At 55.8% G+C, this 15,433-nt stretch carries 13 protein-coding genes; 6 read left to right on the top strand and 7 right to left on the bottom strand.

Annotated features, from left to right (window positions below; genetic code table 11):
• Positions 1–191, bottom strand: a 191-nt coding sequence (locus EYQ49_08395) for a hypothetical protein (protein ID HIG25892.1), incomplete at its 3' end; no start/stop codon positions are given.
• Between EYQ49_08395 and EYQ49_08390 the strand changes: the two genes are divergently transcribed.
• The 4 genes from EYQ49_08390 to EYQ49_08375 all read left to right on the top strand — a co-directional run bounded on the left by EYQ49_08390 (position 151) and on the right by EYQ49_08375 (position 5,795).
• Complete coding sequence (locus tag EYQ49_08390) at positions 151–762, top strand: fibronectin type III domain-containing protein (protein HIG25891.1); 612 nt, start codon at positions 151–153, stop codon at positions 760–762. The genes EYQ49_08395 and EYQ49_08390 overlap by 41 nt on opposite strands.
• A 128-nt stretch (positions 763–890) precedes the next feature.
• On the top strand, positions 891–2,153 hold the full coding sequence (locus tag EYQ49_08385) for an acyl-CoA dehydrogenase (protein ID HIG25890.1): 1,263 nt from the start codon (positions 891–893) through the stop codon (positions 2,151–2,153).
• A gap of 2 nt (positions 2,154–2,155) precedes the next feature.
• Complete coding sequence (locus EYQ49_08380) at positions 2,156–4,051, top strand: MBL fold metallo-hydrolase (protein HIG25889.1); 1,896 nt, start codon at positions 2,156–2,158, stop codon at positions 4,049–4,051.
• A 40-nt stretch (positions 4,052–4,091) separates the two neighbouring features.
• Positions 4,092–5,795 (top strand): DUF3298 domain-containing protein, encoded by a 1,704-nt coding sequence (locus tag EYQ49_08375; GenBank protein ID HIG25888.1) that lies wholly within the window; start codon positions 4,092–4,094, stop codon positions 5,793–5,795.
• Here EYQ49_08375 and EYQ49_08370 read toward each other — a convergent pair.
• Both EYQ49_08370 and EYQ49_08365 read right to left on the bottom strand, forming a co-directional pair.
• Entirely contained in the window at positions 5,778–6,962 is a 1,185-nt protein-coding gene (locus EYQ49_08370; GenBank protein HIG25887.1) for a CoA transferase, read from the bottom strand. The genes EYQ49_08375 and EYQ49_08370 overlap by 18 nt on opposite strands.
• A gap of 43 nt (positions 6,963–7,005) precedes the next feature.
• Positions 7,006–10,260: an aldehyde dehydrogenase family protein gene (locus EYQ49_08365; protein HIG25886.1), complete on the bottom strand. Its 3,255-nt coding sequence runs from the start codon at positions 10,258–10,260 to the stop codon at positions 7,006–7,008.
• Positions 10,261–10,324: 64 nt separating this feature from the next.
• On the opposite strand from EYQ49_08365, the gene EYQ49_08360 reads away from it, so the two are divergent.
• Positions 10,325–11,059: an AraC family transcriptional regulator gene (locus EYQ49_08360; GenBank protein ID HIG25885.1), complete on the top strand. Its 735-nt coding sequence runs from the start codon at positions 10,325–10,327 to the stop codon at positions 11,057–11,059.
• Here EYQ49_08360 and EYQ49_08355 read toward each other — a convergent pair.
• On the bottom strand, positions 11,056–11,682 hold the full coding sequence (locus tag EYQ49_08355; GenBank protein ID HIG25884.1) for a GNAT family N-acetyltransferase: 627 nt from the start codon (positions 11,680–11,682) through the stop codon (positions 11,056–11,058). The two genes, EYQ49_08360 and EYQ49_08355, sit on opposite strands and share 4 nt — an antisense overlap.
• A complete protein-coding gene (locus tag EYQ49_08350) occupies positions 11,675–12,769 on the bottom strand; it encodes a hypothetical protein (GenBank protein ID HIG25883.1) in 1,095 nt (364 codons plus the stop codon). The genes EYQ49_08355 and EYQ49_08350 overlap by 8 nt, the downstream gene beginning before the upstream one ends.
• A gap of 127 nt (positions 12,770–12,896) precedes the next feature.
• On the opposite strand from EYQ49_08350, the gene EYQ49_08345 reads away from it, so the two are divergent.
• Positions 12,897–13,814 (top strand): pseudouridine-5'-phosphate glycosidase, encoded by a 918-nt coding sequence (locus tag EYQ49_08345; GenBank protein HIG25882.1) that lies wholly within the window; start codon positions 12,897–12,899, stop codon positions 13,812–13,814.
• Here EYQ49_08345 and EYQ49_08340 read toward each other — a convergent pair.
• Together EYQ49_08340 and EYQ49_08335 are read right to left on the bottom strand one after the other, a co-directional pair.
• The gene (locus tag EYQ49_08340) at positions 13,802–14,515 is read right to left on the bottom strand and encodes a sulfotransferase family protein (protein HIG25881.1); all 714 of its coding nucleotides are present in this window, start codon (positions 14,513–14,515) and stop codon (positions 13,802–13,804) included. The two genes, EYQ49_08345 and EYQ49_08340, sit on opposite strands and share 13 nt — an antisense overlap.
• The gene (locus EYQ49_08335; protein HIG25880.1) at positions 14,512–15,426 is read right to left on the bottom strand and encodes an aminotransferase class IV; all 915 of its coding nucleotides are present in this window, start codon (positions 15,424–15,426) and stop codon (positions 14,512–14,514) included. The genes EYQ49_08340 and EYQ49_08335 overlap by 4 nt, the downstream gene beginning before the upstream one ends.
• Between the last annotated feature and the right edge of the window lie 7 nt (positions 15,427–15,433).

Below are 15,433 nucleotides of genomic sequence, written 5' to 3'. Positions count from 1 at the left end.
CCGGAAGACACCACGACGACTTCTACTACCACTGCGCCGCAAGACCCGGCGAGCGGCACCACAACAACCACCACCACAACAACCACCACCACAACAACCACCACCACAACGACCACCACTGCTCCTGGTGAAACCCCCGATCCACCAGTTATGGCATCTGCTTCCGCTACGTGGACCGACGAAGTGGCCATCGACTGGAGAGAACCAACAAATACTGGCTCCGATAGCATCTTCGACTTCATTATTGAGTGGCGAGTAGGAGTCGCCGGGTCTTGGCAAACCTTCAACGACGGTGTTTCTCTATCTACCGATGACATAGTTACTGGTTTACAAACTGGAAGCGAGCATTCATTCAGAGTTGCCGCCGTAAGTGCTGCCGGTACAAGCGACTGGTCAAACGTTCTCACCGCCACTCCTGTTGCTTTTGACCCATATAACTTGGACGACGGCCCAGTAAATAATGGTCACAGCCATGCCTTTTACTGGTATGAGGCACCGGGTACTCCAAACGATGCTTATTTCGAACTCGGGGCCGTTGACGCCTCGTCAGGTCAAATACAAGTCGTAAACTACTACATCGGTTTACAAGGCGACAACGCATGGTTGAACCCATTACTTACCGCAAACAAAGATCAATACGGTTCTTCTGGGACATTCTTTACCTGTGGCTCTAGTTATGACTTTTACGTACGCGTGGCGCGGGGATCACAATCCACCGCTTGGCTCCTCATCAGCGACCACATACAGTTCTTCGGCTGCTAACCCCCGGATTGGGGTTTGCTTGGCCCTTGTCGTAGTCTCCTTGCTGTCCCCTAACTAGTGAGGAAACCATGGCAATCGGCCCCGGCTTACACATCAACGATCCCAGCGATCCCAGCCTGAATTTGGCCATGTCTGAGGGCGCCCGCCCGCTTTATGACGCGGTGGTTGACTTCATCGCCACCGAAGTAGAGCCAGTCACCGCTGAATACCACCGGCTCGGGGCTATCCGAGAAGACCATTGGGGTTACCACCCTGGCCAACTCGACATTTTGGAACAACTCAAAACCAAGGCTCGCGAAAAAGGCTTATGGAACTTCTTTCTCCCCAACGCCGAGACCGGCGAAGGCCTCTCCAATTTGGACTACGCCTACATTGCCGCCGAGTTAGGCAAAAACCCCATCGCCTCAGAAAGCCTCAACTGTTCGGCCCCCGACACCGGCAACATGGAAGTACTTGAACGGGTCGGCACCCCAGAACAAAAAGAAAAATGGCTCACGCCACTGCTAAACGGTGAGATCCGTTCTTCCTACGTCATGACCGAACCCGACGTGGCCTCTTCTGATGCGAAGAATTTGTCCTGTCAGGCAATATTGGATGGCGAAGAATGGGTCATCAACGGCACCAAGTACTACGCCTCGGGAGCCGGTGATCCTCGCTGCAAAATCTTGATCGTTATGGTGCAAACCAACCAAGATGGACCGCCGCACCGCCGCCAATCACAGATCTTGGTACCCCTTGATACTCCCGGGGTGACTGTTGATCACCCCATGCACGTGTTTGGTGACGATGACGCTCCCCACGGTCACATGCACCTCACCTTTAAAGACTGCCGGGTACCGGCAGCCAACATTTTGCTAGGTGAAGGCCGCGGTTTTGAAATCTCACAACTTCGGTTAGGGCCAGGACGCATTCATCACTGCATGCGCTCCATTGGGGCCGCCGAACGAGCCATTGAGTTGATGGTACGGCGCGGCTTACACCGGGAAGCTTTTGGCAAAACCATTCTCAAGTTGGGCAAAAACATGGAAGTGGTTTCCCGAGCCCGTATTGAAGTCGAAGCCATGCGTCTCATGGTGCTCCGAGCCGCCAAAGCTATGGACACCATGGGTAATGCCGAAGCACGCGTATGGATTAGCGCCGTCAAAGCCATGGTGCCCGAAAAAGTATGCCACATCATTGATGAAGCCATTCAAATGCACGGGGCCACCGGCATCTCCCAGTGGACTCCCCTAGCCAAGCTCTATACCTCGCAGCGCACCTTACGACTCGCCGACGGCCCCGACGAGGTGCATCACTTTGTGGTGGCCCGCTTTGAATCAGGTCGCTACGGCGACGGCCCGGGCCCGGTTCCTATGCTCGAAAGCACCGGACAAATTTTTACTGGACCGTAACCATGCCCGAACAACACACGCGAAAAGTTCTTCAGGATTTTTCTGCGTCTTTGCCGGCCGACGACGGCACCGACGCCGCCAACGTAGGGCGAGGTTTTCTCGGGACCAGAGCAGAACCAATTATTGAACGAGACCAACCCATGGCCTGGCAATCGGCCGCTTTTGATCTTTCGCGCTCTGACTTTGTAACCGGCGCCGCCCCGAGCACCGTAAACCCAGCCTTATGGCGACAAGCTGGTTTTAACGCTCAACACGGCCTTTACGAAGTCTGTGAAGGCATTTGGCAAGTACGGGGCTTTGATATTTCTACGGTCACCTTTATTGCTGGTGACACCGGTTGGATAATTATCGACCCCTTAACCACCGCCGAAACTGCTCGGGCCGCTTTCGCCTTGGTCACCGAACACCTTGGCCAACGGCCGGTTAAGGCGGTCATTTACACCCACTCCCACGTAGATCATTACGGCGGAATCCTTGGGGTCATCAGCCCAGAACAAGCAACGGCCGGTGAGATCCCCATTGTGGCCCCCGAAGGTTTCATGGCTGAAGCAGTAAGTGAAAATATTATTGCTGGCCCCGCCATGGGCCGCCGGGCGATTTATCAATTTGGCATTTTGTTGCCGTGGGATGAGACCGGCCATGTTGATACCGGGTTAGGCAAAGGGGCCGCCACCGGATCCACCGCTTTGGTGCCGCCCAACATTGAAATTACCGAGACCGGCCAAGAGTTGACCCTCGATGGGGTGCGGGTGGAGTTTCAACTCACCCCTGAGAGTGAAGCTCCGGCAGAAATGCATTTCTATTTTCCCGACTTCAAGGCGTTGTGCATGGCCGAAAACTGCACGTCCACCATGCACAACGTGTTGACCTTACGGGGTGCTTTAGTGCGTGATGCCCTTATGTGGAGCCGTTACATAGATGAAGCACTGGACCGCTGGGGAAAAGAAGCCGACGTAGTTTTTGCCAGCCACGGTTGGCCACATTGGGGTAGCGACAACGTGCAGGGGTACTTGACTCGCCAACGCGACCTCTACCGTTGGACCCACGACCAAGCGGTTCGCTTGCTTAATTTAGGCCATACTCCCGACGAGATTGCTGCCCGCGTTGATATGCCGAAGAATCTTTGGGATGACTGGCTGTGCCATGGCTACTACGGCACCATGAGCCACAACGTCCGAGCTATTTATCAACGCTATTTGGGTTGGTACGACGGCCACCCGTCGAGCCTTCACCCCTATGAAGCCACCGAAGCCGGTACTCGCTATGTGGAGTTTATGGGCGGCATGGAGCGCCTTTTAGAACAGGCCCAAGTTTCTTTTGACCAGGGGGATTACCGTTGGGTTGCCCAAGTGCTTCGTCATGCCGTGTTCGTTGACTCCAGCAACCAGCAGGCCCGTGACTTACAAGCGGCAGCTTTTGAACAACTGGCTTACCAAGCCGAGTCAGGGGTTTGGCGAGATGTGTATCTTTCTGGGGCGCAAGAACTTCGCCAAGGAACCTTGGACCTTCCGGTTGTTCGACGCCCGCCCGCCGATGTAACCAGCGGTCTTTCGATCCAGCAAATCTTCGACTATTTAGCGGTCAAGATTGACGGGCCAGCGGCCGACGCTTTGGGCTCGCTAAACATCAACTGGAACCTCCCCGATGTAGATCAAACGGTGCGGGTAACCCTCTCTAATGGCACCTTGCATGCGGTTCCTGGCCTCGGTCATGATTGCCCAGAGGCCACCGTTACCTGTAGCCGGACCCAACTGGAGCGCATAATTTCTACCGGTACGGGGTTGGCCGATTTGGTAGATGAAGGTCAAGCCACCATCGACGGTGACCAAAGCCGAGTATTGGCTTTGTGGGCTACCTTTACCGAATTCCCGTTATTTTTTAACATTATTGAGCCGTAACTGCCCGGCAAAGTTTTTTCATCTGTGTCACAATGAGCGGGTGTCTAACGTAAAAATCTTTCCCACGGTGGCTTTACTGGCCAGCGGTTTATTGATCGCCGCCTGTAGCGGTGGCGACAGCGCTCAACCGCCAACCACCACCCTGGACGTTGCTCCGGCCACTACCGCTGTTCCGGTTGAAACCACCACCTCGACGACTATCAGCGCCACCTCAACGACCACCACTACAACTACTTTGTCGCCAACTGAACAGTATTCTCTGTTGCTTGAACAAGTTGAGGCTTGTCAAGAACAGCCTTACGCAATTTCACCGGTAACCGGTCAGGCTGATTGGCCGCACGAATTTCTTTCTGTGAGCACCTCTTGTGACGCAATAAACGCTGATCCTGATTTTTCTTTGTTGATGAGTATTTCTTGGCTGCGGGTAGCCGGCACCGGGGTTGATCAAATCATTAACGACGCTCTTGAAGAGCTTGGTACGGGTATGGAGGAAGCGTTTATTGATGACACTTTGGCCTTCGCTGGGGATTTTTACGAAGGAACCGGGTCTTTTCCAGAAATTGGTTGGTCAATTAATGTGTCTTTTGATTCTCCTCGCCTGCTGGGGGTCACGGTTAATAGTGGTGCATATTGGTACGGGCGAGCACGTATGGAATATTCTTCACAACAAATATTTTTCGATCTAGACACTGGTCAGCAGCTAGCCGCTACTGACATTTTCTCCCCGGGCGTTGACTGGGCTAGCCAATTGGCTCCTTTGGTGGCGGCCGCGGTTTTTGAGAAATACCCCGATGCCGAAGATGCCGGCTGGGACTTGAGTGAAGAACTCACCAACTTTTCCCCGAATCCCGAGGGGCTTACTTTTACTCTCTTTGCCCCACTGTTTCGCCTTTACGAAGATCCGGTAGTAACCATTGGCTGGACCGAAGTGAGCGACTTGTTAGACCCTGATGGCCCGTTGGCTGATTTCATTGTGGCTCCACCCAACCTTGATACTTTTACGCTCGAGGTTCTTGCTTGTCGTCACGAAGACCCCGCTGTTACCCCGGTTGAGCACCATGCCGGTTGGGTAAATACCTATACCGCAAAGTCTCTTTCTTGTAGCCACCCCAATGAATGGGGTGGTGTTGATTTTGAGGTTCAATGGGTACAGGTTGCTGGGCCCTTACCTAGCCAGACCATTAACGCCACTATTGAAAGTTATCTCGATGCTGGACTTGACCAGTACCTTGAGTGGGCTATAGAAACTGCTGAATACAACCTGACCAATAATTGGGCACCCGGGAGTGGGTCGTTTGCCCATTGGGGCACCGAAGTCACCATGGATTCCGACACCGTGATCAGCGTGGTTATTCGCCATTGGACTTATTTCGCCGGCACCGCCAACGGAAACGAGTCAGCGCAATCTTTTAACTTTTCCGCCGAAACCGGGCAACTCATCACACTCGAATCGCTCTTTCTCCCCGAGAGTGACTGGGTAAATACTTTAGGACTACTCACCCATTCTGCCTTGAGTAGCCAGGTAGACCAGATTGACCCCTTGGAGTCTTGGCGAGGGTGGCCGTCAGCCACAATATTTGAGCACTTCGCCATCACCCTTAATGGTTTGCAACTTAACTTTGATGAATACTCCGTTGCCCCGGGTTACCTCGGTGGCCTTTCGGTCACCATTGCGTGGGCTGACCTATCGGGCCTAACCGACCCCGCCGGCCCGGCTGGGCCTTTTTTAATCGCTCTCGGATAGTTCTTGGCGAATTTCCTCACCGTGCTGGTCGTTTATCGGCGGTGAGCGGCGTACTTCCGGCGGGGTGCCTGAGAGTTTGATCGGCGAACGCACCGAACGAAACTCGGCGCCTTGGTCGATCATGGTAGCTATTGGGTCGAGGCCCAAGGCTTGGGCAGCCTCAAAGGCCTGGCGTACATTGTTGATGGGCCCGGCGGGGATTCCCGCTTCTTGAAGTAAAGCAACCCAGTGCTGTGCGGTGTTTGTTGCCAACACGGCGTTTACTTCGTCGGCCAGTTCTTGTACGTGGGCTACGCGGGCCTCGTTGGTGGCGAAACGGGGGTCAGTTTTCCAGGTTTCCTGATTAAGGGCCACGCAGAAGCGTTCCCATAAGACTGGGCTGGCTGCCGCTATTACTACTGGTTCATCGGCTGCTTGGTAGGGCTCGTAGGGGGCGATGGACGGGTGTCGGTTTCCGTGACGATCCGGGTCAACGTCGGCTACTACGTGGGCGGACCCCACGTTGAGTAAACCGGCCAACGCTGATTGCATAAGCGATACTTCAACGTGTTGACCTTCGCCGGTGCGGTGACGTTCTTCTACGGCGGCCAAAATACCTACGGCGGCGTAGAGGCCGGTCAGTTTATCGACCATGGCTGACCCTATTTTTGATGGCTGGCCGTCTACTTCGCCGGTGATGTGCATGATGCCGCTCATGGCTTGAATCAAAAAGTCGTAGCCGGCTAGATCGGCGCCTGCCCCGGTGCTGCCGAATCCGGTGACCGAACAGGTAATGAGCTCGGGGTGGTCGTGGGCGAGTGTTTGACGGTCTAATCCGAAGCGTTCCATGGTGCCGGTGCGAAAGTTATCTATCACGACATCGGCGCTTTGGCAGATTTGTCGAGCCACTTGAAGGTCTTGTTCTTGGCGGAGGTCTAGGGCGATGGATCGTTTGTTGCGGTTGAAACCGAGGTAGTAGGTGCTGGTGGCGGTCTCGCCTTCGCCCCACCAAGGTGGCCCCCAGGTGCGGGTGTCGTCGCCTACTCCGGGTTGTTCAATTTTGATGACGTCGGCGCCGAGGTCACCGAGCACCATGGTGGCTAGTGGGCCGGCCAGCACGCGAGAGAAGTCGGCGATGCGTAGCGTCCCTAAGGCACCTTGGTCGGCTCGGTCGAAATGGTCAGACATAGGTGCAGTCTGGCCGCCCAATGCCCAATACGCCAACCAGTGCTTATTCGTTACTGGCGGAAATGAGGTTTCCGAAGCGGTGCAGGGTGCGGCTAATGGCTTGCTCGCGTAGGTACCACCTCAATTCAAGTCGGCCGCTGGCCGTAACTGGTGCATCAATAATGTTGATTTCGGCGGCTTGGGCGGCTTGTCTTATTTTTGGGCTGACTGGGCCAATTATTCGTAGCCGTCCAAAGCGGTGGCCAGCCAAGAGTTCAGCGAATTCTTGATCGCTGGTTTGGTCGCCGTGGCTTAGGTGGGGGTTTACGCCACAGCGGTCCGTGGCGGCCAGTATCCGATCGATAACCGTTTGTTTTGTTCCTGCAGCGATGCGAATCAACACATCGGGGTGTGGGAGGTAACGCAAGATGTTGGCTTCGCAAAATAATCCCGTTGGGTCATGGTCAATGCGGTAATGCTGTTCCCACCATTTTTGGTCGTCGTCGATGGCGGCGCTGAGGTCGCTGGCATCGATGGGCTGCCAGGTGCCGAGTTGCAGCAGGTAATCGGTGCCCCCGGCTTTGGCTCCGAGGCCGATGGCTGAGCGTTTCCATCCGCCAAAGGGTTGCCGGTTGACGATGGCTCCGGTGATTACTCGGTTGACGTAGGCGTTCCCGACTTCTACTTGGTTGAGCCATTGCTCAATTTCGGTGGGGTCTAGGGAGTGGATGCCGCCGGTGAGTCCGTAGTCAACATCGTTTTGCCAACTTATGGCTTCTCCAAGGTCTGTGGCTGCCATGAGGCCCAGCACGGGCCCGAAGCATTCGGTTTGGTGAAATGCCGACCCTGGGGTGACCCCTGTTTTTATGCCGGGGGTCCAGCGTTGGCCTTCATCGTCGAGTGCTGTGGGTTGAAGTAACCATTTTTCCCCGGGAGTCAGGGTGGTGAGGGCTTTTAAGAGTTTGCCTTGGGCTGGGGCAATGAGTGGGGCGAAGGTGGTTGCTGGGTCGTGTGCTGGGCCTAGCACTAGTGATGCGGCAGCATCTACGATTTGGCGTAAGAATCGCTGATCGGTGGCTACCGACCCCACCAAAATGCCTAAACTGGCTGCTGAACATTTTTGGCCTTGGTGGCTAAAGGCCGAGCGCACGAGGTCGGCGGCGGCCAGGTCGAGGTCGGCTTGCGGGGTGACGATGAGGGCATTTTTTCCGCTGGTTTCGGCGAAGAGTTTTATTTCTGGTTTCCATGAGCGAAACAGTTCTGCGGTTTCTGCTCCTCCGGTCAGGATCACTCCGTCGACCGTGGTGACTAAATGTTGCCCCACTTGGTCGTCGGGGGTGCGCACGAATTGCAGTAGTTCTTTGGGTACTCCGGCGGCCCAGCAGGCTTCGGCGATCACTTCGGCGCAGCGAGGGGTTTCGGGTGCTGGTTTAAAGATCACTCCGTTTCCGGCGGCCAAGGCCGCCAGCACTCCGCCGGCGGGGATGGCTACCGGGAAGTTCCAGGGAGGGATGACCGCTATTACCCCTAGGGGGGTAAAGCGAGCGTGGTCTGTTTGTTCTAGTTCGCTGCTTTGTTGGGCGTACCAGCGCACAAAGTCAATGGCTTCGCTGATTTCCCCGTCGGCTTCAGCCCGGGTTTTTTCTGCTTCGTGGGCCATGGTGACCATGAGTTCTGCGTGGCGGGCCAATAGTTCTTCGGCTACGGCAGCCAATGTTTTTTTTCTTTCGCTTAGTGGCCGTGCTATCCATTCTTTTTGTGCATTTTTGGCGACGTCGATGATGCGCGTTATTTCTTCACGTTTCGTGGTGACTGGGGCTTGAACCGGTTGAGGTTGTTGGTCAACAAGTTGCTCTAACCATTTTTGGGTGGCCGGTAGTGACGGGTCAAGGTCGGGTTGGTTTACGAATGTGGCGTTTTGCCTTGGCTGCATGTTGGTGGCTCGTCGCGGGGCAGAACCTGCGTCGTGGCGTTGGGCGATGGCTTGGCGGAAGAGCTCTGCTTGTTGAACAAACTCTGGGCTTTGGGGGTGCAGGGTGAAGAGGTGGCGTAAAAAATTCTCGTCTGAGGCGTTTTCTTCGAGGCGGCGAAAGAGGTAACTGATGGCTACGTCGAAGTCTTTTTTACCTACTACTGGGGTGTAGAGCAGCAGTCCTTCGGTGTCGCTTTGTACTTGCCGGGCTTGGGCGGGCGCCATGCCTTGGAGCATTTCGAACTCTATGCGGTGGGCGACTTGCCGCTCTTGGGCCAGCAGGTGGGCCCAGGCCACATCAAACAAATTGTGGCTGGCTAAACCTATGCGTACTGCATCAAGTCGCTCGGGGTGGAATGCCCAGTCCACGCATCGTTTGTAGTTGGCGTCTACTTCTGCTTTGCTGGCGTAGGGGGCGGGTTGCCAACCGTGGAGCGCTGCTTCGACTTTTTCCATGGCCAAGTTGGCCCCTTTGACCAGGCGTATCTTTATGTCGCCGCCGCCGTTTTCTTTTCGTTGGGCGGCCCAGGTGGTGAGGTTTTGCATCACGGCGTAAGTGTCGGGCAGGTAGGTCTGTAAAACAATGCCGGCGTTAAGTGAACGTAACTCTGGTTCAACGAGCAGTTCGGTAAAGGCTCTAACCGTGAGATGTAGGTCGCGGTATTCTTCCATGTCGAGGTTGATGAAGGTGGGTGGCTGTGAGGCGGCGGCTTGGCGGTATATCTCTCGTAGTTGGGCTTTGATTCGCTCCAGTGTGTGGTCAAATGCCCACAGGTTTATTTGGCTGGTGATCGATGAAACTTTGATGGAGACGTAGTTGACTTCGGGGTCGTTTATTAACCCGAGGGTTTGTTCATAACGGTGGGTGGCTTCTTGGTCGCCCAGCACCGCTTCACCTAATAGGTTGACGTTGCAGGCATAACCTTCTGCGCTGCGAGCTTCGAGGTGGGCACGCATGGCTTCTGGTTCGGCGTCTACTACCAAGTGGCCCACCAAACTGCGCATGCGTAAACGGGCTAACGGTAAAACTATTCCTGGTAATACCGGGGCCAGGCGTGCCCCTATTTGTAGAAGCAGTCGATCGACCGGGCTCAGAAACTTGGGGAGTTTTTGTTCGGCAACCAAGCGGCGTAGTTGGATGGCTGCTGATTTGTTGCTGCGGTGACGGGCTACTCGGTCGACGAAACGCATGGTGAAGGCCACCCCGTCGGGGTCTTCGATCAGTGTGGCGAGGCGGGCGTTGAGTTTTTGTTCGCTTTTCGTTTCAGTTTTTTGTGCTGCGGTGAGCCACTGGGCGACCAGTTCTACGGCCTGGTCGGTAAGTAGGTCGATGCTCTGAGGCGACATTTTTTCTTCCATTTGGTAAGTTTGCTGAAATAACTTGCTGAGGTCTTGTACGATTTCCCTTGTTATGACGGACGAATTAAACAATCAGTCACTTTTTTCTGCCGGGTCTACTTCTGCTCTGGTTGAATTGTTTGATGCACTCCCCCATGTCATGTTTTGCATGAAGGGAGCCGATGATCGTTACTTGGCGGTTAATGACGCTTTTGTTCGGCGTTCGGGCCGAACTTCAAAGCGTGAGGTCATTGGTGCTCGGGCGATTGACCTTTTTCCTACTCAACTCGCCGAACGCTACGAAGAACAAGACGCACTGGTGTTGGCTACCGGCGAACCGTTGCGTAATGAGTTGGAGTTGATTCGCCGCCCCGATGGTTCGTTCGGCTGGTACATGACCGTAAAACTCCCGGTGATGGAGGGTTCGCAAGTTTCTGCTTTGGTGAGCGTAAGCCGAGATTTGGCGACGCCCAGCGAAGAGAGTATCTCTTTTGAGTCGCTCACCCGGGTGGTTGAGTTGGTGCAACAACGGTTGTCGTCCCCGCTGCGGGTTGCTGATTTAGCGGAGGCTGCTGGTTGTTCAGAAAAACAGTTAGAGCGGCGCATGAAAAAAGTGTTTGGGTTGAGCGCTACGCAATATGTGTTGCGGGTGCGGGTCGACCGGGCCACATCGTTGTTGTTGAACTCTGAGGAGCCGATTGCTTCGGTGGCTGTTTCTTGTGGTTTTTACGATCAGGCGAGCTTTACCCGGCAGTTTGCTCGGTTGGCCGGTGAAACCCCGGCTCGTTTTCGTACGCTGTCTGCTTAAGGCTGGTAGTCGGTGTTTTCCCAAACGATGAGCACAGCGTTGTTACCTACCGTGGGGTCGTCAAGGTAGTCGGGTATAGCCCCGCGGGCTTGAAAACCGTTGGCGATTTGAAAGCTTAAGGTTGGGTCGTGGAGGGTGCCGGCCACTACTTGGTCGATGTATTGGTCGGCGGTCATGTCGTGGAGGTGTTTGGCGTAGCCGGGTATTACCCCGCCGGCCACTATGCCTTTTTTGTTTAGCGTGCGTACTACTTCTTTGCGTAGTTCGTAAAGACGATTGCCGATGCCTTGTTTGCGGTATTGCGGGTTGACGGCGATGGTTACTCCGTAATACCAGTCGCCGTCGGGGTTGTGGTTGCCGCAGTCTTCTTCACCGGTCAGATCATCTAGTGAGTGGCTGGTGTCTTCGAAGTCGAAGTCCAGCAAAATGCCGAGGCCGAAACCAACTGGGGTGTCGTCGTCGAGAGCCACGAAGCCGCCTTCGGGAAACACCCGGCAATAGGCCTCCATGTCACGCAAACTGAGTAGGTCTTCAATGTCAATACTGGCGAACACGGTGTGCTCAATCTCGGTGAGTTGTTCGGCCCACTTGGGGTGAAGGTTGGTGTAGGTGAGGTCAGCCATGGAACGGGATGTGGAGGTAGTCGTTGTGGCTGGGTACTCCCCATACCGCCCAGAAGTCACCGGTGGAGGGCCGCATGATGGCTCCGCCGCTGGATTCCAGGTGGAAGGGTTCTGACGAGATTTGGCAGATTGCTTCGGGGTGGCGGGTTACGGCCATGAGGTCTTGGGGGGTCAGGTCGTGGCGGTCGAGGAGTTTGGTGGCTTCATGGTGTCGTTTTTCTGAGTTGGCTTTAAGCAATGGGTTTTTGGGCCCTTCGTGGTTTTGTGCCTCAAGCCATAAGGCGTGGTTGGTGTGGATTAAAGCGTCTTGGTCTAAGGACACGTAGGGTCGTTTAGTGGGCATGGCTTCGATCATGTAACCCACCCCGCTTTTGTCGAAGACCAGAAAACTATGGGCGCCGGCCAGGTCGGCGGTGAGTATTTCTTGCAATGCTTGATCGGCGGTTTCGGTAGCGAGGGCTGCCCGCACCACGGAGGGCCACATGACGCCGGGGCCGCCGTCAAGGGCGGTCAGGTTGTTGATGCCTATGCAGACTCCGGCTTCGTTCATGCCGATTTGTCCGAGGCAGCCCACGGTAGAAAAAACTAGGGCGGCGGGTGCGTCTTGGGGACGAAGACGCAGCAGCACAACGTGTTCGGTGGCTGTGTCGTGCATGTCCCAGGTTTGGCCGTAGAGGCCTTGGTCGTTGACGCCTCGCTGGTTGGGGACAATAAAGGCGGTGCAGTCGTCTTCGACTACGGGGTCGGGGTGGGCGCCGGTGACCACGCTGCGCACGGTGTCTACGAAATCGGTGAAACCACCAACCACTACTGCTTCGGCGGGGGTGATGCCGGCGCCTTCGGCTAGGGCGCACATTTCTGCGTAGAGGTCGGGTGAGTGGGTCTGGTGGGCGGGCAGGGTGGACTCGGCGATCTCTAAGACGGTTGCTTTGTCTATTTCTCCGCCGGCCCAGAATTCGGTGCCTGCTAAAGCGATGCGATCTTCGGCGTAGGCCTGTATTTCTTCAGCGTAGGTTTTTCCGTGGGTGTGGCCCATGGCTTCGGGGCTACCGGTGAGGTCAAGGATGCGCATGGGAGGTCGTTGCATAGAGCCATTGTTGCCGCTTTGCGCTCTTTGCACAACCAAGTTGGTCGCCGTTTTCTTTTTTTGCGACTAATTGCGTTGCTGCCTGAGGGTCGGTGGGGTCTGGCTGTTCGCCGGGCAAACTAAACGAGTGACCGCCTCTGACTTTTTACTGATTGCTCCTGAAGTAGCCGACGCTTTGGCCGAGCAACGTCCGGTGGTGGCTTTAGAGTCCACCATCATTAGCCACGGTATGCCGCATCCCCGTAATGTGGCCACGGCTTTAACGGTGGAAGACACGGTTCGCCAGCAGGGGGCGGTGCCGGCCACCGTGGCTTTGTTGGAAGGCTGTTTGGTGGTGGGTCTCACCGCCGACCAAATCGAGCGGTTGGGTTCTGCGCCCGACGTAGCCAAGGTGAGTTGGCGTGACGTGGGCGCCACTTTGGCCAACAAAACCTTAGGGGCCACCACGGTGGCTACCACCATGTTTGCTGCCCATCAGGCGGGTATTCGCCTTTTTGCGACCGGCGGTTTGGGTGGGGTGCATCGCGGCGATACCGGTGACGTTTCTGCTGATCTCACCGCTTTGGGTTCTCTGCCGGTGGCGGTGGTGAGTGCCGGGGTCAAAGCCGTGCTGGATTTGCCTCGTACGTTGGAAGCCTTAGAGACTTTGGGGGTTCCGGTTTTGGGTTGGCAGACCGAAATTTTCCCCGAGTTTTGGACGCGCGGTCTTGACTTGCCGGTCACTGCCTCGGTTTCTGATGCCTCTCATGCGGCGGCCATTCTTCATGCCCATTGGTCGGTTGGGCTGACCACCGGGGTGGTTCTCGCTGCACCGGTTCCGGCGGAATACGAAGCCGACCAAGTCATTATTGAGGCTGCTATTGAAGCGGGTTTAGCGGCGGCCCATGATCAAGGTGTTTCTGGGGCGGAGATCACCCCGTTTTTGTTGGCCCATATTGTGGAGACCACCGGCGGAGCCAGTTTGGATACCAACGTTGCTTTGGTAACCCACAACGCCACGGTGGCTGCCCAAGTGGCGGTGGCTTTAGCCGGTTACGAAGCGTAAGCGCAGAGCCGTTGGTAGAGCGGCTGTGCTTGGTCAATAACCGGTTGTAGGTGTTTCGCCACGGTGGCGGTGCTGGGTTGGTAAGGCAAAAAGCCATTGGAGGCATGCACCCCGGCGTACCAGTGTTTTTCCCATACCCCGTCTTCGGGTTTTGGGCCGGCGGGCCAGGCCAGCATTGCTTCGTCGAAGGGCAAACCCAGTTGGCTGCAGAACGCTTCTAATGCTTGGCGGGGGTTGCGCCGCAGGGTGGTGGCGTCCAGAACAATCGGGGTTTCTCCGTTGGCTAATATTTCTTCGAGCAGCATCACTTGGGCTTCTAGACCGGTATCGGCCAAAGTAGCGTCAGTCATTTTTACCGAATAAGAGGCCAACATTTCTGTGGGGTCTCGTACAAGCAACACGTTGGCGCATTGGGTCAAAAATGATCGATCCATTTCGATGAGGTGATGGGCCATTTGTTTAAAAAACACCACCGGGGTGCCGTGGTCACCCGACATTATTTCTTCAGTTACCTGGCCGGGGTCGGTGCTTTGACTGGCTAGTACTTCGTCTCGGCCGGGGTGTTGGCGCCCGGTGACCTTTAGGTAGTGGGCGTAGAAAGGTTCGTCAAAAACTGTGGTGTCGCTGCGTTGACGAAACGAATACATCAAAGCAGTAGAGAGGTTTCGGGGCCCCGAACAGCAGTTGATGCGCAGGGTCATTGCCCCACCGAAGTTGCTACCGCCTCGGCGTAGAGGCTGCGCAAGCGTTGGGTCATCGACCCCGGGGTAGGGCCGGGCACGGTGCGGCCGTCTATTTCAGTTACCGGGGTGAGCCCACCGAAGGTACCGGTAACGAACACTTCTTGGGCGGCGTACACATCGGTCAAAGTAAACGGTGCTTCTTTGGTAGGGATGCCCGCCGCCCGGGCTACTTCGAGCACCATCTGGCGGGTGATGCCGTTGAGGTTGTATTGACCGGTGGAGGTGTGCAGCACCCCGTTGCGGACAATAAAAAAGTTGGTGGCGTTACAGGTGGCCACCGCTCCGGTGGGGTCCAACATGAGTGCTTCGTCGGCGCCGGCGTGCACCGCTTGAATCAGGGCGATCACTTCGTGCAGTTTGGAATGGCAGTTAAGTTGTTGGTCCAACATGTCGGGAGCGGGGCGTCGCACGGTGGCGGTAAATAGGGTTATTCCTTGGTCGGCTACCGCCGGGTCGGCGGCTTTGTGTTCGGCAATGATCACCATGTTGGGCCCACCCACCACGTTGGAGGGGTGTTGAGAAGGAGTTTTTTTGTCGCCCCGGGTGATCATGAGCCGCACATGTACCCCGTCGTGCATGTCGTTGTGGTCCACCGTGGCTTGCAAGGCGGCCGTTACTTCGTCTTTGGTCAAGCCTAGGTTTATGTCGGTGGCCGCTAAGCCGGCGAACAACCGGTCAAGATGCAGGTCTAGAAAAGCGAACTTGTCGTGGTGGAGGCGTAGCCCTTCCCAAACCCCATCACCTACTAAAAAGCCACTGTCGAACACCGACACTTTGGCTTCGTGTCGGGGAAAGAACTCGCCATTTATATAAATCTCTACCGTGGCGTTTCGTTCGTCGGCTAAGGCTTGATGGGTGCTGCGGGTCATGGGCAGA

This window comes from Acidimicrobiia bacterium (assembly GCA_012959995.1).
In the GTDB taxonomy this organism is placed as follows: Bacteria; Actinomycetota; Acidimicrobiia; order Acidimicrobiales; family MedAcidi-G1; genus MedAcidi-G2B.
The sequence above is the reverse complement of the archived record's forward strand: the minus strand, read 5'-3'. Positions and strand labels throughout refer to the sequence as shown.